Annotated in this window: 26 protein-coding genes and 1 pseudogene; 19 read left to right on the forward strand and 8 right to left on the reverse strand. The window is 40.6% G+C overall.

Annotation, left to right across the window (positions count from 1 at the left end; all coding sequences use genetic code 11):
- The first annotated feature begins 213 nt into the window (after positions 1–213).
- The 3 genes from H7U12_RS12035 (at position 214) to H7U12_RS12045 (ending at position 3,258) form a co-directional block, all read left to right on the forward strand.
- Positions 214–1,698 carry a DNA integrity scanning protein DisA nucleotide-binding domain protein gene (locus H7U12_RS12035; protein ID WP_186638114.1) on the forward strand — a complete coding sequence of 495 codons (1,485 nt, stop codon included), beginning with the start codon at positions 214–216 and terminating at the stop codon, positions 1,696–1,698.
- A gap of 110 nt (positions 1,699–1,808) precedes the next feature.
- Positions 1,809–2,669, forward strand: a complete 861-nt coding sequence (locus H7U12_RS12040; protein ID WP_186638116.1) for a DUF4238 domain-containing protein — start codon at positions 1,809–1,811, stop codon at positions 2,667–2,669.
- Positions 2,670–2,910: 241 nt separating this feature from the next.
- Entirely contained in the window at positions 2,911–3,258 is a 348-nt protein-coding gene (locus H7U12_RS12045) for a hypothetical protein (protein WP_186638118.1), read from the forward strand.
- Between the two features lie 120 nt (positions 3,259–3,378).
- Here H7U12_RS12045 and H7U12_RS12050 read toward each other — a convergent pair whose 3' ends face one another.
- The 3 genes from H7U12_RS12050 to H7U12_RS12060 form a co-directional block, all read right to left on the reverse strand.
- On the reverse strand, positions 3,379–5,061 hold the full coding sequence (locus tag H7U12_RS12050; RefSeq protein ID WP_186638120.1) for a hypothetical protein: 1,683 nt from the start codon (positions 5,059–5,061) through the stop codon (positions 3,379–3,381).
- 218 nt (positions 5,062–5,279) lie between these two features.
- Positions 5,280–5,747, reverse strand: a complete 468-nt coding sequence (locus H7U12_RS12055; protein ID WP_186638122.1) for a hypothetical protein — start codon at positions 5,745–5,747, stop codon at positions 5,280–5,282.
- A 314-nt stretch (positions 5,748–6,061) separates the two neighbouring features.
- Positions 6,062–6,487: a hypothetical protein gene (locus H7U12_RS12060; protein ID WP_186638125.1), complete on the reverse strand. Its 426-nt coding sequence runs from the start codon at positions 6,485–6,487 to the stop codon at positions 6,062–6,064.
- Positions 6,488–6,783: 296 nt separating this feature from the next.
- Between H7U12_RS12060 and H7U12_RS12065 the strand changes: the two genes are divergently transcribed.
- The 7 genes from H7U12_RS12065 to H7U12_RS12095 all read left to right on the forward strand — a co-directional run bounded on the left by H7U12_RS12065 (position 6,784) and on the right by H7U12_RS12095 (position 12,436).
- Positions 6,784–7,179 (forward strand): hypothetical protein, encoded by a 396-nt coding sequence (locus H7U12_RS12065; RefSeq protein ID WP_186638127.1) that lies wholly within the window; start codon positions 6,784–6,786, stop codon positions 7,177–7,179.
- A 349-nt stretch (positions 7,180–7,528) separates the two neighbouring features.
- On the forward strand, positions 7,529–7,705 hold the full coding sequence (locus tag H7U12_RS12070; RefSeq protein WP_186638130.1) for a hypothetical protein: 177 nt from the start codon (positions 7,529–7,531) through the stop codon (positions 7,703–7,705).
- Positions 7,706–7,708: 3 nt separating this feature from the next.
- Positions 7,709–8,038, forward strand: coding sequence for a hypothetical protein (locus H7U12_RS12075; protein WP_206683921.1), 330 nt, complete (start codon positions 7,709–7,711; stop codon positions 8,036–8,038).
- Between the two features lie 293 nt (positions 8,039–8,331).
- The gene (locus tag H7U12_RS12080; RefSeq protein ID WP_186638136.1) at positions 8,332–8,793 is read left to right on the forward strand and encodes a hypothetical protein; all 462 of its coding nucleotides are present in this window, start codon (positions 8,332–8,334) and stop codon (positions 8,791–8,793) included.
- Between the two features lie 93 nt (positions 8,794–8,886).
- A complete protein-coding gene (locus H7U12_RS12085) occupies positions 8,887–9,972 on the forward strand; it encodes a dsDNA nuclease domain-containing protein (RefSeq protein ID WP_186638139.1) in 1,086 nt (361 codons plus the stop codon).
- On the forward strand, positions 9,969–10,544 hold the full coding sequence (locus tag H7U12_RS12090; RefSeq protein WP_186638142.1) for a hypothetical protein: 576 nt from the start codon (positions 9,969–9,971) through the stop codon (positions 10,542–10,544). Before H7U12_RS12085 ends, H7U12_RS12090 begins: the two co-directional genes overlap by 4 nt.
- Before the next feature lie 2 nt (positions 10,545–10,546).
- Positions 10,547–12,436 carry a hypothetical protein gene (locus tag H7U12_RS12095; protein ID WP_186638144.1) on the forward strand — a complete coding sequence of 630 codons (1,890 nt, stop codon included), beginning with the start codon at positions 10,547–10,549 and terminating at the stop codon, positions 12,434–12,436.
- Between the two features lie 118 nt (positions 12,437–12,554).
- Here the strand turns inward: H7U12_RS12095 and H7U12_RS22985 are convergent, their stop codons facing one another.
- On the reverse strand, positions 12,555–12,713 hold the full coding sequence (locus H7U12_RS22985; protein ID WP_186638146.1) for a KilA-N domain-containing protein: 159 nt from the start codon (positions 12,711–12,713) through the stop codon (positions 12,555–12,557).
- Between the two features lie 1,182 nt (positions 12,714–13,895).
- Between H7U12_RS22985 and H7U12_RS12105 the strand changes: the two genes are divergently transcribed.
- The 3 genes from H7U12_RS12105 to H7U12_RS12115 all read left to right on the forward strand — a co-directional run bounded on the left by H7U12_RS12105 (position 13,896) and on the right by H7U12_RS12115 (position 15,830).
- Positions 13,896–14,321, forward strand: a complete 426-nt coding sequence (locus H7U12_RS12105) for a hypothetical protein (protein ID WP_186638148.1) — start codon at positions 13,896–13,898, stop codon at positions 14,319–14,321.
- A 10-nt stretch (positions 14,322–14,331) separates the two neighbouring features.
- Entirely contained in the window at positions 14,332–14,538 is a 207-nt protein-coding gene (locus H7U12_RS12110) for a hypothetical protein (protein ID WP_186638150.1), read from the forward strand.
- 95 nt (positions 14,539–14,633) lie between these two features.
- A complete protein-coding gene (locus tag H7U12_RS12115) occupies positions 14,634–15,830 on the forward strand; it encodes a hypothetical protein (protein WP_186638152.1) in 1,197 nt (398 codons plus the stop codon).
- Between the two features lie 123 nt (positions 15,831–15,953).
- Here the strand turns inward: H7U12_RS12115 and H7U12_RS12120 are convergent, their stop codons facing one another.
- Entirely contained in the window at positions 15,954–16,379 is a 426-nt protein-coding gene (locus H7U12_RS12120) for a hypothetical protein (RefSeq protein WP_186638155.1), read from the reverse strand.
- A 314-nt stretch (positions 16,380–16,693) separates the two neighbouring features.
- Complete coding sequence (locus tag H7U12_RS12125) at positions 16,694–17,365, reverse strand: recombinase family protein (protein WP_186638166.1); 672 nt, start codon at positions 17,363–17,365, stop codon at positions 16,694–16,696.
- Positions 17,366–17,692: 327 nt separating this feature from the next.
- On the opposite strand from H7U12_RS12125, the gene H7U12_RS12130 reads away from it, so the two are divergent.
- Entirely contained in the window at positions 17,693–18,217 is a 525-nt protein-coding gene (locus tag H7U12_RS12130; protein WP_186638169.1) for a hypothetical protein, read from the forward strand.
- A gap of 393 nt (positions 18,218–18,610) precedes the next feature.
- On the opposite strand, the gene H7U12_RS12135 is transcribed toward H7U12_RS12130, so the two are convergent.
- On the reverse strand, positions 18,611–19,195 hold the full coding sequence (locus H7U12_RS12135; protein ID WP_186638172.1) for a helix-turn-helix domain-containing protein: 585 nt from the start codon (positions 19,193–19,195) through the stop codon (positions 18,611–18,613).
- A 25-nt stretch (positions 19,196–19,220) separates the two neighbouring features.
- Positions 19,221–20,282 (reverse strand): tyrosine-type recombinase/integrase, encoded by a 1,062-nt coding sequence (locus H7U12_RS12140; protein WP_186638175.1) that lies wholly within the window; start codon positions 20,280–20,282, stop codon positions 19,221–19,223.
- Positions 20,283–20,473: 191 nt separating this feature from the next.
- Between H7U12_RS12140 and H7U12_RS12145 the strand changes: the two are divergent.
- The 5 genes and pseudogenes from H7U12_RS12145 to H7U12_RS12165 all read left to right on the forward strand — a co-directional run.
- Positions 20,474–20,965: pseudogene (locus H7U12_RS12145) on the forward strand (magnesium chelatase subunit ChlI family protein); the annotation flags it as partial.
- Between the two features lie 220 nt (positions 20,966–21,185).
- Complete coding sequence (locus H7U12_RS12150; RefSeq protein WP_186638178.1) at positions 21,186–21,884, forward strand: porin family protein; 699 nt, start codon at positions 21,186–21,188, stop codon at positions 21,882–21,884.
- Positions 21,885–22,174: 290 nt separating this feature from the next.
- Positions 22,175–22,777, forward strand: a complete 603-nt coding sequence (locus H7U12_RS12155) for a porin family protein (RefSeq protein WP_186638180.1) — start codon at positions 22,175–22,177, stop codon at positions 22,775–22,777.
- A 384-nt stretch (positions 22,778–23,161) separates the two neighbouring features.
- Entirely contained in the window at positions 23,162–23,809 is a 648-nt protein-coding gene (locus tag H7U12_RS12160; RefSeq protein ID WP_186638182.1) for a porin family protein, read from the forward strand.
- A gap of 199 nt (positions 23,810–24,008) precedes the next feature.
- Positions 24,009–24,662 carry a porin family protein gene (locus H7U12_RS12165; RefSeq protein ID WP_186638184.1) on the forward strand — a complete coding sequence of 218 codons (654 nt, stop codon included), beginning with the start codon at positions 24,009–24,011 and terminating at the stop codon, positions 24,660–24,662.
- The last annotated feature ends 49 nt before the right edge of the window (positions 24,663–24,711 follow it).

Here is a 24,711-nt window from a genome sequence, read left to right on the forward strand (position 1 = left end):
CAAGTTCCATAAGCGATCAACAGAAGTTGCAAGAGCCTAACAAAAAGGTTCTTTAAGATAGCTGCTTATCATGCTTGAAAAGCTAAAAGCTCAGTACTCAAGCTTTCCTAAAGCCTCAGAAAATATAAACTATGGATAAATGCTGTTGCATCTATATCTTTGAAGAAGCTCTACCAATCTTTTAAATTAATATAACCAATATAGACTATATCAATGGATAGTTCATTTTTCCCAAAAACCTGGCGAAGCAAAGAAGTAAAAGTTTCAGAAGAAGAGCAAAATATACCACTAGGTCAATATAATCTAGTTAGAGTTGAAAAAAAATTTATAGAAGTTATCACATCATTTGTTCAAAGCATATTTAACTATGAACAAATTAAAGTCACTCTTAATAAGAAAGAAAATTATAATACAGCTTCAAAAGGATATTCTTCAGGAAATTTAGTTCCTGAAAGTGGACACACCAAGTTCCATTTCGCTGCAAAACTTTTTAATGATCAGCTATATGAATTTAGTGTATCTAATATACCTGCTACACCGGAAAGCAGTCATATAAAAATATTTTTTACGGTGTTGATGGAATACCTATTCCACTTCAATGATATCATCACAAAAACACTTCCGGTTCAAGATGGAAGGCTATTTGCTTCTTCAGATTTTATTACAAAAAGCGACATTTGGCTATATAATATTAAACGAACAATAATTATAGAATATATCTATAATTTATTCAACACGTTTGATAAAGATTACAATAGCGAGCCCAAGCTTTTCCCAAATCAAATTCGATATAATATTGACCTAATAAACCTAATCTTTGATTTTGGCATTGAATTAAGCACAAAAAAAGTAGAAAATAAAGAAATTTACTGTGGATTCATCTTCCATGATGATGGGGATGAAGTAAAGTTCAACTCAGTAAAAAGCTTCAAATTCGAGAAACAATTTGATTTTGGAAACTTTGGACAATTAAAAAGTTACTTAGAAATAAGTAATGGTCAAAATATTTTCTTCAACGTAACTAATGAAAAAATCACACACTTATTTATTACTAAAGATAAACTGAATGAAATTTATCTTAGTCCAATGGGAAATGGTAAAACATTCCAAAGCAGACCATTAATTCTTTCAGTCCAAGGCAATGGCAATATATACTTCTTAGAGGGTCGGTCTGATCAAAACAAAATATTACTCCAAATTGTAAACTCACAACCACTTATTCGTGACAACGATTTTATAAAAAAATTTATTTATAATAGTTTAGAAGAGTTTACAACAGTTGATGATATTAAGCTAGAAGTATTCTCTAAATGGATTATGAGTTTAAGCCAGAGGAAACATGGCACAAGCTTACTATTTAACAATATCACTAATGAGACACAAAGCAAACTTGTAAAAAGCATTCAAATAACATTTGATAGTGGTTCTTTTTTAGAAAAACGTACCTTGCCTTATGATTTATCACTTCTAGATAGCATTACAAACCCAGATGGCGCTGTAATATTTAACAAAAATTTAACACCAACACATATCAGCACAATCCTTCCAATAGGGCAAAATGCTACAGGAGAAAGTGGTGGAGCAAGGCATAATTCCATCGCAAATTTTACCAATGAGTTTTCTTGTTTAGGAATAGTTATTTCAGAAGATGGCCCTATAACAATATTCAAAAATGGAAAAAAGCTTATAAAGTTTTGATTAAACAATAAATATTAATCAAGCAAAGCTTAAAGATATTAATCTGATTAAAATGAAAGAATCGTAGTTACTGATGATTATTCATTTATATTTTGGCAAACTAAAATTTAATGGCAATTTCTAATAGACATCATTATATCCCAAGATTCTTGATTGACAAGTTCACTGATTCTGACAAAAAGGTTTGGGTCTATAATAAAATTGAAGGTAGAATTCAGAAAAACAAACAAAGCTCAAAGTCTATCTTCTTTGAAATGGGTAGAAATAATTTTGATATCAATGGGGAAAAGGCTGACAATATCGAACAATTGTATGGTGAAGTTGACAATCTGCTTTCAAAGAACTTAGAAAAAGTATTATCAACACATTCTATGAGTGGGAGAGAATTAACTTTACTAATTCTACTAGTTTCATTAACCAAATGGAGAATCCCATCGAGTGATGAAAGATTTAAGAGTCAGTTCCAAGACATACCAAGTGAACAGTTAGGTTTAGCAATAAGGCCTATTGGCAAAACAGAAAGTGATGAAGAGGCATTGAAAAAAATTAAGGAAATGGATTTCATAAAAGAAGTGAACAGACTTCTTTTGCCAATTCAGCCTTTGCTTAGAGAAGAAAACCTTAATGAAATTCACAAGAATTGCTTTATTGTATCTCATGAAGATTTCCCTTCTCTACTTGGGGACACTCCAATTATTGAGAGCCTAAATACCAGTTATGAAACGTTAGGGAACTTTATTTTCCCATTAAGCAAAAATGAAACGCTAGTATGCAAAAGGGGGACAAGTAAAAAAAATCCTCAAACAGTATTTTACATACAAAAGGACTTAACAATGTTTCATTTAGCTCAAAAGTATGTTGTATGTAAAAGCAAGGAGCATCTTCTTAATATCGCCCGAATTCATCAAACTTTATTACAAGAAAACAAAGCCCATTTATTAACAAAATACATCTTTAATTTTTTTGATTAAAATTATTACCCAACAATCAAGCTTTCTTCCAACAATTTTAGTCATGAATAGAGCCTGTCATTTAATCAAAGCAACTGAATTAATCAATTCTTCAGCCACTCAGGCAACATTTTAGCAAACTAGTTTCAAAGCAGTAAGAAACATATTCCATGCAAAAAATACTGGAAGGCTTATGGAAAAGTCTTCAAAAGCATCTTGTAGAGATTTATGCAACTGAAAAAGCCTTTGACGATTCCTGTTTGTGGCAGACCACTTCCCCTTCAACCCCACTGTCGCTGAGTCAGAAAAGCTTGAAACGTTTCTACTTTGTAGAACAAACTTACGCAACCTCTTCATGGACGAGGTCTCACAGCTAAGCATTCTAGTCAAGACCATTAGAACTAAAAGCTATAATGAAGAGGCTAAAATGCAGCTTTTGATGCTCTTACTTGGTTATATTGAAATCGTTTCCTCAGTGTTTGAAAAGCTTTTCAAATTTAAACACACCAAGCTTTCCAGTGATAAAGAATTGGAGCAGTCCCAAACAGATTTTGAAAGATTTATAAAGTTTGTTCGACTGATTATTAAAGGAATTTTACCAAATCCCTAAACAAATAATTTTATTTTAAGCAATTCCCTCCTGATTGCATGAAGGTCATCTAATTGTAAATGAAACTTTCTACAATTAGTGTTCTCGTGCAATCTACTTCTAACCTCAATCATAAAAGCATTATGCCGCTATCTGCAATTCCTCAGCGTCTCTGTAATCCTCCATACATACCTTAGGGTATCTTCCAAAGAATTCAAGCATGCTTCGTTCTAAATGGCTCTTTACATATTCTGCATAATCTGCACGTACTATAACAGAGTCATGTATTGTAAGGCACCAAATACCTTTCTCTTTTAGCTCCGGCAATACATTTTCAATGAAAAAGTCTGCTTCCAGCCTCTGCATCATTATGGGCACCTTTGATTTTCTTCCATCCCCTTTATTGAATTGAATCCATTGCCAAACGGATGGAAATCGATATTCAATGAAAGTACCTGCCTCAGTTAAAGGAGCTACACTTACCACACTGCTTTTCTTGTTAATGTACCTGCTTCTGTAGATGTCCTGCATGACCTTTTTCTTTACCTTATCCCTGCTCTCAGGCGATGCACATTGCCCTGTGGATTCCACAATGGCATTATAGAGGTCTGCACCTTCCACTAGGTCCAGGTACTCCAGCAAATCAGGGGGCGGGGTCATGCCCTGTTCCTGGTAGTCATTCAGGATCGTTACCCCAAGAATCCACGGTTGGCAGGTCTTTATGTCAAGGTTCACCAGGCTGACAGGTGCTTCTTCCCCGTTCCGGTACACCAATGCTTTCCTGGCCTCTCGTTTCAGGTTTGTGATTGGGGAGTATAGCCTCCCCCCTTTGTCGTCTGTGAAAACGACCTTTTCCTCCAGTCCCAGGTAGAGGGAAGTGAGGGAGTGGACCAGCTGGCACTGCCTGGAGACCTCGCTGTGACTGATACCTTTTGGGTGAGGGCTGGTACCTTTTGGGTGAAACAGGGGGACACTATGAGGTATGAATAGTGTCTCCCTTACCTCATCCCCTCCCCCACACTCCCCAACAGTGCCTACCAGTGCTGACCCCATTTCCCCCAAGAGGGAATCAGTGCCCATGATGTTGACCGCTGACTCAGTGGTACCGGATGAATAGGAGACCATGAAGCACCCCCCTCTGCTGGTTTCCAGCTTATCGGCCCATCCGGTGAGTTCCTCAAGGGAGATGTTCAGCGTAAGGCGGCAAACCTCATCCAGCTTGCCTCTGTCGAAACTCAGTTTCCCAAGGTTCTCTATTGTGGCCACCCGGCCTGCCTCCCTATCTATGCCATTTGCCCGTCTTGCCCTCTGCAGGGAGAACCGTTTGATTTCGGCAAGCCTCTTGTTTATTATGACCTGCTCCTGAAGTCTGTAGTAGTACTCATCCACCCCCTCTATGTGGGCCGGGTTCAGGTGGTACTGGTAGCACTTGCCCTCCCTATAGAACCCGTCATCCAAAATAAAGGCCCTTTTGGGGCTCTCACAGAACCGCTTCAGCTTTGACCAGCTGACAGCATTGCCCTTTCCGTAACGCTTCTCCATGGCCTCATTGGCTAGCGGAACCGGGCTTGTGATCCCCTTCCTCCTGCTGAGGTTCCTGCAGTAGATAGTGGACAGCAGCCACAGGACCCCTTCCTTCCCCCTTAGCTGGGCCCGCTCGGAATCACCGAACGCCTTGAACTCTCCGGCCCGGAAGGACAGCTCCACTCGCCTGCCCAACGATGCCGGTACCTTTACAATGTGGCTATTGATATTTGTGGCTTTGCCTGAAACAGACATGTATGCAGAAGGCATTACCTTCCTATCGGCACTCTTTCTCCCCATTCCTTCTCTCCTATTCTTCCCAATCCCCTAAGCTGACATGGTGTATTGCCCCCTTTCAATATAGGGGTTACTATAGACCAATGCTTAGCACAACCATTCTTGGTTCAAGCAATTTTATAGGGTCAGCCAGCTAGGGAATTTGATGCTCTTCAATAAACATAAAGAAGCCTCGCATCAAATAGACTGATGCAAGGCTTGTGGCAAATTTCAAAATGACTTTACTCTGAGATAAAGGCTTCGAACTCCTCCTTAGTCGTGATAGAAGCTGGAAAAGTAAAATAAACGCTTGGGGATTTCAGAGACAGTTTTATCCCTACTCCACTATCAACACCTTCTGCAATACGGCTTAGGATTTCAGATAACTGCCGTCCCCTTACAGATTGACCCGAAGCCAACTCATTTTCCAGAGTGAGCAGACTGCCAAGATATCTCAGGAACGTCTCACCGGGAAATTCATCAATGGTATCATTTGCAACCCAAGAAATACCTTCTACCTGCTCAACTACCTCATATTTATGGAAGGCCAGGTGTATACCCTCATCCCACTCTTTGTAATCTCCATTTGGGTGGACCTCCAGTAAGTAGAAGAACTGACCTGACTTTTTTAAGACAAAATCTGTAGCCTCAGTTTTACCGTTAACAATCCTCTCGATTTTACCCAAAGTCTCCGCTCTTGACAAATCCATACAACCTCCTTTTTTATGTTATACCATAATTTCAAGGCAAAACTAAGTGATTTATTACGTCAAAAAAAGGATCAACAAGCCATAAATTCTACATAAATACTTATAATACAACGCATTACAAACGCAAGGGCTTATTTTTGTAAAGCAACCTCAATTATCTTTATTTTTCCCTATTATTTTTTTAGTTCAACTGTAGTGAAGGGTAGTCCTACCTTTGATTTAATACAACCTTAGACCAGTTACGCTCAAGGTCAGTGAATAAATTGAAAAGGGCAAGGTGGCCCTCTGTTTCCCTCATCAGGACGGGCCTTTTCTCACATCTTAGAGACCATGATGGAATGGCTACCACTTGAGCCTTCTATTTTCCAAATCTCTTTTCTGACAGGGTCAACCCACCCCTCCAACTTATCATTGTATTTGAACTGCTTATTGAACCGGGCGATATGCACTGACAGGTCCGTTGACTTGATAGCATAGGAGTTTGATACGCAGATGCCGTTCTTGAAATCTGCCGAGAAGTCCGGGTTGGTGATCATGTAGGAGCTGCTCCCGCACTGCCTGCATATCATAAAGAACTCATAATCAGGCTGGTCATCATAGGCACCCTCATTCCAATATGACTTGGAGACTTGGGTGCTCCAGTAATCCTTGACTTTCTCCTTACTCTGGCCAACAAAGGACTTTTGACCAAAGGTGAGAATGGAAATGAATAGAAGCGGAATGAGCACTAGAATTTTCATATAAGGAATGATAGGGGTTTTTGATGCAAAGTAAACCTAATATTCAAAATGCTCAATATTCAAACAAGTTCTAAGGAAAAGTTAAATGGGCAGAATCGCCTATTTAAAATTGAAGGATAGATACCATTCAATAAAGAGCAAAGCCTAGTGAGGACACAACATCCCCCTTTAAAGAAAATCAAGATTTCTTATAGCCCTTTTATGATCGAACAGGTCACTTTTTTCCTATACTCTTATGAGTTCCATTGGCGATTTCATGACCAGTCGGACACTGTACATTAATTAAACACAAGAGTATGAAAGTAAAAGAGAAAGAGTATCTGCCGGTACTGAAGTACATCCAGATTCTAAGCGAGAAGGCGATCCCGGTAAGTTTAGAATCCATTTCCAACGCGCTTGCCTACAGCGCCTTCGATGCAAGATGTGACGACAAGGGTCAATGGCATGTCGCCAAACACGAGTTATTGAAACGGGTTCGGGAGCATGGCAAAAAGGTCCCACCCGTTGAGGAGGGTTATGTCACACTTCAAGCCTATGTCTATCTGCTGAATGAGGCGGGTATTGACATGCCCGAGGACAGGGTTTGGGCGCAGATAATCTATGGCAACATGATAGGCAAAAATGACGAATTTGGCAGGTTCCTAATCAGCAGGCAGGACCTGGACAAGGCAATTGAGCGGTTTGGGAAGTAGAGAGATAAAGACAATTGGAGGAACAAACAATGAATAGCACGACACAAAATCAGAACTATTACACCTGTAAACAATTTTCAGAGGCATTGGCAGGAAAGGGCGTGATTTTAGCACCCAAGTGTGTCCAAAAGCACATTCGCTTAGGGAACATACGTGCAAAAAAGGACTGCATCCGGCCGAGGTTCTGGACGATCCCGCACTCTGAGCTGATACGTTTGACAAACCAGGAGTAATCAAGAACAACAATCTGACTACGTCTATCACCTACAAAAGGGGCCTCTGAAGGGAGGTCTCCTTTGTTTTGAGGCGGCAGGAAAACGAGTAGACAACCTAAGATAGAGAGGGGTATATGGCAGTAAATGTAGCTAGCGAGACAGGCTATGACCGCTTGAGCTGTGAGGTCAGGGTTATCAGGAGTGATGGCAGCGTTATTAAGTTTTTCCAGTGCGTGAGCATTGAGATTGACACGTCTATGGACACGCTCACAGACGTGGCCACGGTCACTCTGCCTTATGACAACCGCTAGAACGTGAAGGACTCCAACGGGTTCAACCAATACTGGCTTGTGTCAGGAAATAGAGAAGGCTTTTTCTCCATCAGGGAGGAGATTGAGGTTTACTTTGGCTACAACTTTAAAGACGAGCTGGAGTTTCAGGGCTATATTACTGAAGTGATTCCTGAAAACCCTTTGAAGCTTATCTGCCAGGACCGTTCTTGGAAGCTCAAGAAGAATAGGCTCATGTTCAGTAAGCCGGGGCCGGTACATTTGAAAGACATTCTCCCTAAGCTTGTAGAGGGTACTGGGGTAGCAGTACACCCTCAGACGCACATTCAGAACATTGTATTTGGGGTCCTATAAGTACCAGGAAACAACAGCCCAACTGCTGGAGGAATGGAGTGGAATGGGCCTAATCTCCTTTATGAAGGAAGGGAAACTAGTAATTGGTAGGTCTTATTTCAGCTCTTATGCAGTTGTGTATTCCACCTCAGAAACCAAAAGGTACACGCCCCCTGTCCTGGCCAGTGATGACAATGTTATTGAGGATGCCCGCAAGGTTAAAACATCCTTATAAATCAACACGTTACAATAAATGGCTACATTTTAAGCAACATCATTTTTCTTTAAATTATTTTCTCCATTACCTTTCCTAGATGGAGAAAAAGCAAGAAAATAGCCCTTCCTTTCAAAAGACTAGAGATAATCTTCTCACTAGCCTCCAAAATCATTTAGAAAATATCTATCTGGTGGAAAAGCAGTTTACTGATATAATCATTCTTTCCGATGTCTTCCCTTTCAACCCAAATCAAGTAGAAAAGGATAAATGGGAGGATTATGAAATCAAGAGAGGGAACCTCAGAGACCTCTTTATAGACGAGACTAACCAATTGGAAGGACTAATAAAAGCAATTAGGCAAAAAAAGTTTAATCCCACAGATTCAAAACAGTTACTTCTATTGATATTAGGGTATGTAGATATAGCTGATTCAGCATTCCAAAAACTGTTTACTTATAGCTTTGTAACGAGAAACATAGATGAAATGCTAGAGAGCACACAAACTCGCTTCGTAAAACTTAGAAATCTAATAAGATTACTCATTAAAGGTGTTATCTAAACCCTCACGAGCCAAGTTTATTGCAGTTCATATATTAAATCCATAGTATTACTACTATATAAGATCACACATTCCATAATTATAACTTTAAGCATGTCCCTTCCTTCAATTAAGGATTTAACCCCCATAGAAACTGGGGGTAGAATAGCAAGAAACGGCTTTGTTTATCAGGATCATGTCGGGGTTCAATTTCTTCTAGACATGCTCTATGAAGAAGAGATACAAGAGGTATGGTTTGAGGGTGAAGACGATATTGTTTTGCATAGAGTAAACTCAAGCAGTAGCCATATAGAGATGGTTCAGGTAAAATCCAATGACTTAGACTCGAGATGGTCTGTCTCTAAACTTTTCAGCCTAGAGTTACTACCTAAATCTCTAGCGCGAGGAAGATGCAAAGAAGATATTATTTACAGAATAATAACCGCAACAGATGTAGATTCAGGTATTAGCTTTTTAAAAAACGAAATAGGCTCTAATAACAGGAATAACTCAAACTTGGATACATTATTGAAGCCATACCTAACACAAATAAACAAAATTGGCAAAAATCCAAAAGGCGAGGATGCATACTCATGGTTTAACAAATGCTTTTGGGAAGTCTTTCATAGCCAAGATACTATTAAGTACAAAAACTTATCTTATTTGGAAAAATGTCTAAATGAAAAATTCAACACAGTTTTACCACCAGATCAAAAATTAGAAATATATCAGCAACTGTTAGCGTTCGTCTCAAATGCAGGGGTTGGCAATGAAAAGAATAATTTCACCAAAGAAGAGATTTGCGATAAACTTGATCACCTTCTAAATAATTTATCTGCTCCAAAACAAGGCAGCAAAACACTTGACACCAAATTGATTCAAGCAAACCTAGAGCCAGAAGTAGTATTAACAGCTAAAGAATTCCGTTGGCAATTCCAAAAGGAAAGCTTGAATTTTAATTTCTACAATAAAACCCAAATCACTGCATTTAAGAACAAAATACATCTCCTAATACAAGATTTAAAATTAAGGTTTGACGATGGAGAGTTCCAATTTACTGATATTCAATTTCACAATTATTGTAGAAAAAAAGTAATTGAACTAGCTAACGAACATAAGATTGAGCAGGCTATTGCACTTGGTTGCATGTATGACAACACAAGTAGATGCACCCACAGATTCACTAAAGCCAAAGCATGATTTCAATAAATAACCTTTCATACTATCCAGTTGGCACAACCTTAGTATCAGATGATCTTATAGAGTTTCATGCATCTAGAATACTTCTAATCCTACGCATATGTGGCCAAAAGGACAAAGCAAGAAAACAGTATAAAATCACAGGGCTGACAAAACTTGCCAAGTTAGACTTCTTTGTTAGATACCCTGAATTTTTTAGAAGGCTCGCCAAAAGGCTAGATTTAGCAGAGCTAAATATAGAAAACCATACAGGAGGAATAGAATCAAGAATGATACGCTTCCATTATGGTCCATGGGATCAAAGATATTATCAGTTACTTCCATACTTAGAAGCAAGAAGCCTTATATCCGTTGAAAAAGATAAAACCGCATTCACTTTCTTTCTATTGGAAAAGGGGCAACACATTACAGATCAACTTTTGGAAGATTCTGATTTTGAATTACTCAAACATAATTTATTTAATATTAAACGCTCAATCGGTTCTTATTCAGGCAATAAGTTAAAAGAGCTAGTTTATGATATGTTTAAGGAGGAAGTTACTAACCAACCATTAGGGAATATAATTTTTTAATTGTGGCAAATTCAATATTACTCATTAAAGCGGAAAGAATTACCTCAGAAGGAGAAGTAGAACTTTTACTTTTTGACAAAGGCATAAATTTAATTACGGGTGAACATGGGGCTGGGAAAACGACATGGATAAAACATATTGATTTTGTTTTAGGAAAAGATTCAAATATAAGCCATGTTTTTCCTGATGATGAGCTATCAACAAAATACGCTAAACTCTCCATTGATTGTTTAATAGGTGAAGACTTGGTACATATTCATAGACTACCCTTAGAACATGGAGTAGCATCAAAAATATTTATTAACGACATACCTTATTCTCCTAGTGAGTTTTCAACAGAAATATTAAGGCTTTTAAATATTCCTTCAGACATCAAATACCCTAAGGGAAACCCATATACAACACCTTGGGTTACACTTACATTTAGGAGTATATTCAGGCATATATACAGAAAGGAAGATTCTTGGAATGATATTACTGAGAAGCAGCCACAGAATGAGCAATTTGCCTCTATTTCATTGCTTTTAGGTTACGCAGATAAAATATTCCCTAATGAACTTAACAACTCTATATCCAATGAGAAGAAGCTTTTAGAGTTACAAAATAAACGAGATCAATTTAATGATATTATCTTTTCAATAGCTAGAGAAATGTCATCAAAGGAAAACTCACTAATTAATAAAAAATCCAGTCTAGAAATAAACAACATCATTGAACACCTTCAGTCTGAATTAAAAAAGATTGAAGTTGACCGCGAAACCATTCTGAAATCCAGGCTGGAAAGATTAGATAATGAAAATAAATTTAAAGAAATAGGTCTTTCAGAAACCAGGGCTATTTTATATAGCGAAAAATCAAAAAATATAGAAAATGCATCTACGCTAAGAAAGAAAATTAATGAATTCCAAATAATCAAACAATCTATTTCAGACGAACTTGGAAGACTAAAAAGAACCAAAAAATCAGGACTCATTTCTGAGCTAAAGATTACTCACTGCCCAGCCTGCGATCAAGAATTTGAAAAGACTTATGCAACTAAAGACGAATGCTTTGTTTGCCACAGAAGCATTCATGGTATTAGCACAAAAAAATCTACAAGGATAGATTTTGAAATTGAACAGTTAACCGGAGAACTTACCGAAATTTCTTCAATATTAATGCAAGATCAAAAAGCATTAAATAACTACAAAGACAATGACGAGGTATTAGGGGAAACTATTCTTGCAATAGACACGCAACTAGAATCTTTAAAAAGTCAGTTGTTTGCTTTAAATGACAATCAAATATCAGATTTAGATGTGCAAAAAGGTCGTATAATTGAGCAGATTATAAATTATGAAAGATTAGACAAAAATCGTTCGTATAAAACCCTATTAGAACAAGAGATTATTGATCTCGAATTTGAAATATTAAAAGAAAAAGCAATTCTTGAAAAAAAGGAAGCTTTAATTGACTTTGAAACTATCCCTCATGAGCTTGCATATTATATGCAAGATTACGTGGACAAAGTTTCAAAAGGCAATCCTAATATATGGAAGAACAAAGGCAGGATAAATATTTTAATGAATGAATCTAAAATTAGCTTTTTTGTAAACAACAAGAATTGGACTGCTCTTGGCGGCTTAGATCGTTATATATTTCTACTATCTTATCAATACGGGCTTCTCGCTTTAAGCTACAACGCAGAATGCAATTATCCTGCTCTCACAATAATTGATTTACCACCGGATTTAGGTAGGTCAAAAGAAACGAGTTTCAATTATCTGATTACTCCTTTCACAAGTTTATCGAATGCAATGTTAACTAGTGGATCAGGAATTCAGATTATTGTCCTAGGAAGGTCATTTACAGGTATAAAAAATGCTAACACAATTCCTATTGCTCGCCAATAATTCCCGTTAAAGCCCATGACCAGGAAAGAGAAACCGTCTTAGGTCATAATGCACGCCGGGAGGTTGCGGCCTGTAGAGTATTTAAATTCACTCACCTCGCTCCTACTGTGGTTTACATTCATAGTTTAAACTCTGGGTTGAGCCAGCCAGCGAACTTGATCACCAGCGTCTTGTGCATCCACGTCCCTGAGTGGTGTCTGCCCTTTACGATTTTAAAGGGGAGGATTCTCACCTTTAACTTTTTAGAGAGAGCGTTCACAAACTCAATGGTGCTCATCCTTCAAAAGTCTTTGGCCTTCTTCCCGAACACCATTGCCATGTGCGTGGCGTTTGCCATCGCATCTCTGTCTACCGCCTCAAACTTAGGGACAGCCATGCTTCGAAAATCAAGGCAAGTTTTTGGTGCATCTACGCTCCTGAGAGATAGCGGCCTTTAACGATTTCAAAAGCGGGATTTCCCGACTTTAACTCTGGGACTTGATAGACTCCCTGGAATGATTCAGTTGTATGTAACGGCTTGGCTTTCTCTTGAGAGTCTTGATAATCAACCAACTCAAAACTGAGTTCGTTGAAATTTAATGTCCTCAAAATTGAGGGCAATGGATTAAAGCAGACCTAATCTGCTGATGCTGAAACGGAACCCTGTTTCAGTGCTGCTTCATCATTCCTGTTGAATTTGCAGCATTTGTAGTGCAATCACTTTAATCACTGCACAACACAAAGATTTTACAAGTTTTTCCAAGTTTTCATCAACTTCTACTTACCCGTTTTCCTATACTTCTTCGAAGTTGAGCAAGAAAGTTCCATCAGGGTGATGAGTACAGAACGACAGCCAATTTCAAAGGAATATTCTGGGGGTTGTCGGGGTGACTACGGACGCTCGCTCTCAGTCTTAAGCTCAAGAGGTTTCCCATGGAGCAACTCAGCAAAGATACCGAGGGGAGGAACGCAAAGGCACTAGCGCGTTTGGTATCAAACTGTCAGAATCTTCGGCCTTTGTGTCTGACAGCCCGAATACTCAAAACAAGTATTCAGGATGGCTACCCCCTTAGCGTAAGCTCTGCCTTTCGCTCCAAGGGGTAGCCACCCAAAGCCTAAAACAACCCTATTCCTACACAGTAGGGAACAGAGTAGAACCGAGTGAAGCTAATTCGAACTGAGAGGAAGCTGTTGGCAAAGGAAGATTGAGCAGATGGGAACAGTAGGAAGAGTGAAAGGAGGGAAAGAATGGAAGTGGAACCAGTAGAGTTTTTGACAATCAGTGCATTCGTGGCCAGGCTACGGGACAATGGGATTAGGGTAGACTGCCAGACGGTAGAGAACCAAATCAAACAAGATGACCTTGACGCAGAAAAGGACACTGAGGGGAATTTCCTAATTCCCGCAAGTGAGGTAGACCGTTTGGTAGTAGCGGTGCAGTGTATTACCAGTATTATTCAACCAGGTAAAATTTAGAAGAATGGAAACAACAGCTACAGCAACATTGGAAAAGGATTATATCAAACTCCTGCAGTGTAATCAGGTGCTAAACGAACGAGGCATTGAGTTCTCCCTGAGGGGGATTAGCGCCCTTCAGGCAATAGGCAAGGTGGACACCATCAGAGATGAAAACGGCACTTGGTGGATTAGTAAGCGCGAGATGCTTATCCGCATTCGGGAGAGCGGAAACCATAAACTACCCCCAATTGAAGAAGGCTGGATTTCACTGGAGGGCTATGTCTACCATCTGAGTGAGGCTGGAATCAAAGTAGAGGAAGGGAAAGTCTGCACCCAGATATTCTTCACCGAGTCCATCCAAGGGAAAAGGGATGATTACGGAAGGACCTTGATCAAGGCAGAAGAGCTGCAGAAAAGGATTGAAAAAGGGGTACAGAATTTTTTTTAAAGATAAAATTATGGCTACAATCACTACCAAAGAACAAAAATTTTATACGGTGTCACAGTTTAGCAAAGTGATTTCTGAGAAAGGTATTTCTATCGGTGGCCAGGGCATCAGAGATCACATAAAGGCTGGACGCATCTCTGCAAAGAGAGACATTTTCCGGCCAAAGCTCTGGATGATCCCCCATACTGAATTAACCAGGCTTACAAACCAGGAATAAGAAATTGATCGTCTTCATACTCGCAAAAGGACCTCCCCTGGAGGTTCCCTTTGTTTTAAAATGTTGAAAATAAATAATTTGAGAGGGGAGGAAAAATGATAGCAAGCGGTACAAATTATGACAGGCTCTCGTGTGAGATCAGGATTACCAGGGCAAATGGAGACCTTTTGAAATTCTTTCAAGCGGTTGAAATTGAGGCAGAAACCAGCATGGACACACTGACAGACACCTGTATTGTTACTCTACCGATGGACAACAGGTGGGTAGAGAAAGATTCCAACGGATACAATCAATATCGGATGGTCTCCGGAAACAGAGAGGGATTCTTTTCCATTGGGGATGAGATTGAGGTTTGCTATGGCTATAACTTTAACAACACTTTGGAGTTCCAGGGTTTCATCACTGAAGTAGAACCTAATTCTCCTTTGCGATTAATCTGCCAAGACCGATCTTGGAAGCTCAAGAAAAACAGGCTCATGTTCAGCAAGCCAGGTCCTGTCCATTTGAAAGACATTCTCCCTATGCTGATAGAGGGCACCGGGGTAGAGATTCACCCTCAGACGTATGAGCAAAGCATCACCTTTGGGGGCCTCTCGGTTCCAGGTAGAACAACGGCACAACTGCTGGAGGAGTGGCGGGAGATGGGCTTGATCAGTTTCATGAAAGAGGGGAAACTGGTAATAGGAAGAAGCTATTTCAGTTCCTCCGCTGGCGTGTACTCCAGCTCTCTTACTAAAGGATACATCCCCCCTGTGTTGGCCACAAATGACAATGTGATTGAAGATGACCTAAGGATTGCCACCATTGAGGCAAGTGAAGTCGCAATCCGAGCAGTGTCAATGCAGACTCGGAGCAATAAATCTCATAGTGTGACTCTAGTAAAGGACCCTCAAACGCCTTCCAAAATGCTAGTGGTGGAGGTCCATGACGAGAGGCTTACCAAGTCTCAAAACGAAGAGCGGCAAAGCAAGATCATCGCTCAGGTGGAGAAGAGGGGTATTTTCCTGGAAGATTACTTTATCAAGACGCACCATGAAATCAACCTGGACAAGGACCAGCTGATTGAGGCGGCAAAGGCTGCTTTTCCAAAATACCTGAGAAGCGGCCTTGAAGGCAGTTGCCTTACGTTCGGGGACTATCCCTTGAGGGTAGCCGAGACCATCTGCTTTCTGGACCCAAGATCACCAGACAAAAACGGTGAATACCTGGTAAGGTCACTCCAGAAGAGTTGGGGGGCCGGAGGAATTAGGCAAAGGGTTGAAATACCCCACAAGATCAAGAATATTGGGTAAGGAGCGGGGGTAGGTAAAGCCTACCCCTCATCTTGCGACTGCAGGTACTGGAGGCTAAACACCGGCCAGGTTGGAAGAATTTGTGCGTCAATGACTTGATTTATTATGATGATTGACGAGTAATTAGCTCCTTTCACATTTAATTATTAAATATAACATACCTGCAGTTGATATACACATTGTAAGGAAGCCCAAAAATGATTTTAATGTTAGCACCCCATATTTATCTTCTAATTTTCTCTTAGCAATTATCCAAACAAGAAAATAAAAGAAAAGATAAATAAACCCCATAACTGCTATTTCACCGTTATCTCCGAGCCTAGGAATCCCCATTTTATACAAACCTATCAATAAACCATAACATACTAAACCTAATACCAACCCATTCCCTAAAAACGAAAAAATAGCTCCTTTGAAATTACGTGAGTCCAAGAAACCGCTGTAAACACTGTGCCAAAAGGCTAAAATGAGGAATACTGCAACAACAAGACAGATAACACCTATTAATAAATCTCCTGAGCTTATTGGTTTAGCTATATGTTCTTCCATTCTTATAAAGTATATGATATCATTAACAATATATAAATATCTCACAAAAAAATTAAAATATGATTACAATGGAGGAGTGATGTGTTCATTGCCTTGCTTGTTGATTGAACCAATTGTAAAAAGCTGGAAATGAGAGCCGGGCCGGAGTAGAATTTGCCAGGAATGAAAACCTGAGAATTGCCTCAAAAAATTGAGGGGGCTCCCTAAAAGGAATTCATGTTGAACTTTGAAAAAGGGCCGATAATACACGCCTCCTTACGTACAGAAGGGTAGTGGCCCCTGCTATTTTTGAAAGGGAGGGGGCCTAAGCCCTTTTAAGATACGGACTCTGTTGCTCTCTTGTAGAGCTTGTGGACACTGCTGACCCCAAACGCCTTCCCTTGGGAGGTGACAAGCCCTAGCTCATTCAGCTTGTCTACTATCTCCCTGAATGATTTACCCTCTCTCTTCTCACTCAGGATTACATGGATAGCCTGCCTGTTCTCTTTGCTGTTCAGGGCATTGCTCTTGCGAACCTCCAGCCCTTTCAGCCTTGCCTCCTCTGTTAGGTTGGCCGGGGTGCCTAACTTAATCCCTTGTGCTTTCTTGGCCTCCAGGGCAGCCCTTGTGCGTTGGCTGATCAGCTCCCGTTCATGCTGGGCAAGCACCGCAAAAATGCCGATGGTTAAAGTGTTTGCGTCTGGCATGTCAGCGCATACGAAGTCTACCCCACTGTCTTTCAGGGCAAAGATAAAGGCGGCATTGCGGCTCAATCTATCCAGTTTGGCAATGCAAAGAGTACTGCCTGCGGTCTTGGCCTTGGCCATGGCAGCGGCCAACTGTGGACGCTTGTTTTTCTTACCAGACTCTACCTCCGTGAACTCTGCTATGATGCAGTCCTCGTATTTGGTAAAGGCCCTCACAGCGGCTCTCTGTGCCTCCAGCCCTAAGCCGGACTCCCCCTGTTTTGCGGTACTCACTCTGTAGTAGGCTATGTATGTTTTCATGTGCTTGAGGTATGAAATAAAGGTAGCTACAGATGTTCACTTTTACAAACGGAACGTCTAAAACAGTGAACAAGGTCATTATTGCCTTTCAGGTGTACCGAAGGTTCCAAGAAGAGAGAGTGGGATTACTGTGTTGGGAGAGGCATAGAAGCCCCTAGATAATACCTGTTGGAAAAATTAAAATATTATGGAAAAACTTTATATTGAAAAGCTATATAGTATATTAAGCAATGAATTGCTAATCACCTGATTCACTTGATTTATACAATAGTTATAGTAGTCTTAACAATCAAAAAAATTATTCTTTAACGTAAATAGCAATCAAAGATGGGTTTATTCCAACGGATTTTTAAGAGACAAACAGAAACCCCAGAGAAACTGGTTTTAATCATGGTCGTCAAATCGGCTGAGATGGTTTTGGAGGAAAGGCAGTTAACAAAGGGGGCAGTTTTTGAAGTCGCAATTTTTTCCTCACTGCATGTCCTAAGAAGAGTTAAACACTATTGCCCAGAGCATTACTCAGAATTTGAAAGAAAATATTTCAGGGAACTGTTCTTGTTTGCAGATGAAGTTGGAATATCTAAAATGATTCCAGGCAATAAGACTGAATTTCTAAATAATCGGCTTGAGTTCTATGGTTCCGAGATAAATAAAATGAAGACTATTACGGGGTATTACCCTACAAAAATGGGGTACAATTTTTATAAAAAGCCATTACAAGCTCAAAGTGGGGACAACTATGATCATATGGAACTTATTGCATTGACAATCAAAATAGATGAATTGTATGGTGTTTTAGATGAGGCTGCAAACATTGGAATGCAGGAGATGAAGAAACAGTATAAAAAATAAACTCATTAAATCTATGGGTCCAAGGAGGGGTAACCTTGATTCTGTGAATGTTTAGAAACTCCCTTATACATACCTATGGATTCAAGGTTTTCATAGGTTCTCCCCATTTTTATGGGAGAGTTATTAATCAGGTGTGATGATTATGACATAGCAAAAAACTTGCTCTTTAACCTTTGAGCGAGTTTTTTGCTATGAATTAGTATGCTTATGAAAGGCGACAGTTAATTTCTCTTAGACAGGTGCTTTCATTAATAAATGACGGTGAATCATTAGCTGCCCCTCAAATTTGTATTAAATTCTGATTAGGGAATCTACTTAACATGAATTAAGATCAAGTTACGTAATATAAGAAGGTACAATAACCGCCACCATCTTTTCTTGTTCTACCTCTTCTTAATTGTTCTTTTTTTTCTCCCAAAAATTATCAAGCTGACTTTTGGGATAATAAAGCAACTTTCCTCCCCTCTTTAGCGGCTGAAGTAATTTTTTGTGATTATAATAGTACATGGTACTCTTTTCAACTTTCAAATACTTTGCAGCTTCATCAATATCCAACAATTCATCATTTGGGTCAATTCTGTCATTAGGTAAATTCAGTTTCCCCAATACTTTCTGTCGTTCCAGAATATCTTTCATACCCCTCTCCAAAAGCTTAAATTTTTCAGGAATCATCTCTACTAGTACAGCAAACTGCTCTGATAAATCTTTTAAGTGAATTAAAAACAAATCTCTTGGGGATAGCTCATCTACTCCTTCTTTAGCTTGCTGGACAAGAAAACTTGGAGGTGCCTCATGGTTAAACCTATTCTCTAACATTTGCTCAATCCTCCCACTACAATATTCAATTTGAGTATACTTTAGAAAGGAAATCCTTTCTAAAACATCTAATTGAAATAGTAAATCATCCAACTTCCTAGTTAGGCTAATATCTTCCCGCACCAACTGCCACAGCAGTAAATCGTATTTTTTAAAATCCATTATGTAAATATTGTTTCTGCAACGGTTAGTTGTCCATACTTTCAAAGGCCTCTACTAGAGTCCTACCAAGCAACTGAGCATATATCTCTGTTGTATGGATGTTTGAATGCCCCAACCCTTCTTTCACTGCTTTTAAATTACCTGTTTTTAAAAGCATCAAAGTCGCACAGGTATGTCTACCTGTATGCCAGGTAACATTAGTAGTGATACCAGCCTGCCTAACCCAATCTCTTATTATGTCATACCTATTACCATCCCCTTGAAAGGGCCAAGGGAAAACATTTTCAGAAGGCTCTCCTCTTTCTCCCATATAGAATTGTGCATTTTTATTTAATGGAACAACATGAATCTTTTTAGGTGTCTTTACCGGCCGGAAAGTTAGTCTACCATCCTTGACGTTGCTCCATTTGATTTCTTTTAAATCAGATATACGCAACCCAGTATAACAGCCAAACAAGAACATTCTTTTTATAAGATCATATTTACAGGGGGCTTTCTTAAGACTCTCCAATTCCTCTTCCGATAAAAATACTCTTTGGGGAACATGCTCTTTAATGGGAGGTACATCAAGAGTAGGGTCAATATCAATAATACCTTTTTTGTGAAGAGTAATAATGAATTGCTTAAACTTCAAAAAGCAGGTCTTAGCAAAATTTTGGCTAAGGTTCTTCAATAAATATTCCCGAAACCCTTCAGCCACTTCAGTTGAAAGTTCCTTCATCATCATAGAGCCTCCGCAAAATTTTGAGAAATGCTTGTAAGAGCAATATGTGTTACTCCTAGGTCCTCGGATTTGGAATTGTTTATCTGAAAATTCCTTGAAGCTCTTGAGGAAGTCTTTATTTGCCTTATCAACGTTAGCAAAACTCAACCTGTGATTCAAGAGCTCCACAACTCTTCCAGCAACTATCTTTTCAACTTCAGCATCAACTAGCTTATTAAAAGCCTTTTCCTCAGCAGTTGTTGGCTTTGCATACCTGTACAAGTCTTCCAAGAACTCATACTTCCGTTTCTTGTCTTTGTAGATGTCCAGATAAATGCTTTGCTTGTTATCTTTCCTGTCTTTATAACGAACTTTTACTCCCATGTTACCTCCTTTGTTATTGTTGTTACTAATTGATTTCTACAAACGTATCGTAACATTTTCAGTAACGCAAGCCCCCCAAAACAACTCAAAACACTTCAAACAACTTCAAAGCATTTCAAAGTATAAATGCGTGATTGATAGTTAATTAACTATTTTTTCGCCCCCAATTTGAAGGATTCAAACACTACTTCAACCTTTGTCCGTGTGGATTTTACAACGACCCCAACAAAGACTGCGTCTGCGGACCGGGCGTGGTGCAGCGCTACCTCAACAAAGTGAGTGGCCCCTTGCTGGACCGCATTGATTTACACGTAGAGGTAACTCCCGTTTCCTTCGATCAGATGACCGAAACGCGCAAGACTGAGACCAGCGCCGACATCCGGGAACGGGTAGAGCGCGCGCGCCAGTTACAAGCCGAGCGCTTCAAGGACTTCCCCGACATCCACTCCAACGCCATGATGCCGCCGCAAATGGTGAAGGACCTGTGCCGCATTAACGAGGCCGGCCGTTTACTGCTGAAAGCCGCCATGGAGAAACTGGGCTTGTCAGCGAGGGCCTATGACCGCATCTTAAAGGTAAGCCGCACCATTGCCGATTTGGCCGGTTCAGAGGAAATCAAGATTGAACATTTAGCCGAAGCCATCCAGTACCGCAGCCTGGACCGCGAAGGCTGGGCGGGCTGATCTTAGTTTTTGCCCCGTTTTCTTAAAACTGCCTTAAAACACCGGTGCCTCTGTTCTGCAATAGAGGCACTGGCGTTTTAAGGCAGTTTCTTTTTCAGCTTCATAGGGGTATGCATGGAGAACGCTGTCTGGAATATGGAGAGCGGCAGCGATGAAAGGCCTCGCCACCATCGCTGCCGCTCTTACTTCCAAAGAACCATTATACCACAACCTATCTAGTATGAAAAAAATAGCCATTCTTACCGTCGCGGTGTTCACGTCTTACTTCGCGCAGGCCCAAACCGGCCCATCCATTGGTGTAAAAGCAGGGGTTAACTACAGCACCATTACCGCCGACAATGACAACAACGTCAAATACAAGCCAGACTTCCACCTGGGAGCCTTCGCCGATTTCTCCATTTCTGACATGGTTTCCATTCGGCCGGAGCTTTTGTATTCCAGAAAAGGGGCCAAATTTGAGTTCAGCGGCACAGAAGTAGTGGAAGATGAATTTGGCGATGAGCAAACCATTACCGGAACAGTAGACGGCAAACTGATCCATCAGTACCTGGAACTACCCGTGCTGGCGCACATCAAAGCCGGAAACCTATTCTTTGAGGGCGGCCCTACGTTCGCTTACCTGCTGAAATCAGAAGCAGACATGAAGATAGAATATTCGGGTGATGATATGGATTTCTCTATGGACGAAACCACAGAAATCACCGAGGACATGAAACGCTTTGAGTTTGGCTACGCGGCCGGTATCGGTTACGAACTTCCCAGCGGTCTGGGCTTGACGCTTAGATACCAGGGCGGCTTGAGTGACCTTAACAAAAATTCTGACCAAGACACCGACGACGAGGATCTGGGGGCACCGTCTGGCAAGATGAAGAACTCTGTCTTCCAACTCTCGCTCAGCTACAGATTTGGCGGTAGATAATCAATTTACCTGCTTTTTCAAAAAAGGCCTGCTAAACGCAGGCCTTTTTTTGTTTATTCCTTTACCTTTCCGGTAGCGTCTGGCTCCTCATTTTTTTCAGAGAACGTCATTCCCTTTCTTCGTTCAGGCCATGCACCACCGCCTGGTTCTCCATTTATTACCCGCTTAGAGCAACCTCAGTGCATTGAAGCAAAAATTCATGTTCTAGTATAGGAAACAGCCCTGAAACTTGTTAACTAGCGCCGCATTCATACTAAATAGTACAACCTTAAAAATCTTAAGCTCATTTTATGAAGAAATTATTACTATTTGTAGCGGTATTGTTCACTACGTATGCTGCCCAGGCACAGGACGGCATCAAGCTTGGGGTTAAAGCAGGCGCTAACTTCAGCAACTGGACGGGTAAAGATGTGGAAGAAGCATTCGGTACGGAGTTAGATTACAAAGTTGGCTACCATGTTGGGGTCTTCTTAGATTATAGCTTTTCTGACTTCGTTTCTCTTCGGCCTGAGGTACAGTTGTCGAACAAAGGCTTTAAGATTGACGGAGACGGTGACGCTACCGTAAAAGCTCAGGTAAACTACATTGACGTGCCTGTTTTAGCCCGCATCAACGCAAACGGTTTGTTTTTTGAAGGTGGTCCTACCATTGGCTTCAAGGTTTCTTCTAAACTGAAGATGAAAGACGGCGATAATGAAGCTTCTACTTCGTTAGACGGCATCAGGACGGTAGACTTTGGCTATGCCGCCGGCTTAGGGTATGAATTAGAGAATGGCTTGGGCATTGGCTTACGTTACAATGGAGGCTTTTCTAAAATTTCGGAAGATGGAGAAGGCAAAGTATACAACTCCAATATTCAGCTAGCCCTGAGCTATATTCTTGTAAGAAAGTAAACCTCCGGTTATATATGTAAGGAAAAGGCCTGCTCTTAGCAGGCCTTTTTTTATGGCTCCCGTTTAACCTATAGCAGCAGAGACAGCGTTTAGAGACGCTAAGCACTCCAGTTTAGGGCCGTTTTCAGAAAATGGGCCGCTAAACGCAATTACTGCCCTCCTTTCCAGAAGCGGAAGCACCAACGCAAAGAATTCACCAACTCTACACAACTCGGTGACCATCAGCAACTCGCTACCTAATTATCTTTTTCTAAGTCATACATCACTCAGATTTTGACAAAAATTTTATGACCCTAGAACCAACGTTTTTATTTCAGGCCGTATAAAGAGTGTTTTTACCCGAGATCGTTCGCAAACTTTCTCATTTACCATTTAAGTAAAACTATGAAAAAGATTGTATTATTTCTGGCAGCTGTCATTTCTTTCGGTGTTGCTCAGGCACAAACACGTTTCGGAATTAAGGCCGGAGCAAACTACTCTAACATTTCTGGTAAAGAGTTGGCCAACGAAGACATCTACGAAAACAAATTGGGTTTCGTAGGTGGTTTGACAGCCAATTTTGACCTGAGCGGAGATGGATTCTTGTCTTTGCAGCCGGAGCTTTTGTTCTCGCAACGCGGGTATCAGTACAAAGACGAGGAATACACCATCAACAATACAACTTACAAGAGCAAGGGAGATATGAATTATAACTACCTTGACCTACCTGTTCTATTAAAAATTAATGCCGGTGGACTGTTCTTTGAAGGTGGCCCTCAAGTTTCTTATCTGTTAGGCATCAAAGATAAGACGGAGACAAAAATCGGAAGCCGGGATTATGATAATTCCAGAAGAATTGACAAAGATGATCTTTCTGAACTGGAGATTGGTTACGCCGCTGGTTTAGGATACCAGCTGGAAAACGGCCTTAGCCTTGGTTTGCGTTACACGGGTGGTATCAACAAACTAGCCAAAGAAGACAACGATGAATTAGGAAATGCCCGTCATTCTGCTTTCCAGTTAACCTTAGGCTTCCTGTTCCCGAGCAGATAAGCACACGGTTTCATACAACCTATAAAAAAATGGGTGGGCCTTTTGAAAAGGTCCACCCATTTTTTTATAGGTCATTGTCAGGTATTTACCCTTCAGCCCAGTCGCTCCTCTATAGCAACCGGCGCAAACCGAATAGTTTAGGCACAGTGTTTGATAAAATACTTGCAAACAATGGAACTAAACTCAAAATTCTAAACTCATGAAAAAGCTTTTCGTTTTAGTGGTTGCGGTTATTGCCTCGTACGCGGCGCAAGCGCAGACTACCTTCGGGATCAAGGGTGCTTTAAACTACTCCAACCTTTCCGGTGATCTCAAGGATGAAACAAGATTCAACAACAAACTGGGCTTTGCCGGCGGTCTGTACCTGAACGTACCCGCAGTGGGCGACTTCTTCTCCATTCAGCCCGAAGTCCTGTATTCCAACAAAGGTTTCAAGTACGATGACGAGACCTATACCGATCCGCTGAAACTGCACACTTACCGCAAAGAAGGAACTGCCAACTTCAACTATTTAGACGTACCGGTGCTAGCCAGAGTGAAGGCCGGCGGATTTTTCTTTGAGGCCGGTCCGCAGGTGTCTTACCTGATTGGCGTCAATGACAAAACCAAAACCTATGTAGATGACAAGCTGGAAGATTCTAAAACCAGCTCCAAAAGCAAAGAAGGCTACTCTGATTTCGAGGTGGGCTATGCTGCCGGGCTTGGTTTCGCAACACAAGGTGGCATCAGTTTAGGATTGCGGTACAACGGCGCTTTCTCTGACCTCACCGATGACTCTCCCGCCAGAGGCGATTTCAAAGATGCCCGCCATTCATTGTTCCAACTGAGCGTAGGTTTCCCCATCAGCCGGTAATCGACTCTAAAACAATATAAATCAGGCTAAAAACAGAGAGCCCCGCCAT

It is taken from the genome of Rufibacter sediminis, from assembly GCF_014269285.1.
GTDB classification, from domain to species: domain Bacteria; phylum Bacteroidota; class Bacteroidia; order Cytophagales; family Hymenobacteraceae; genus Nibribacter; species Nibribacter sediminis.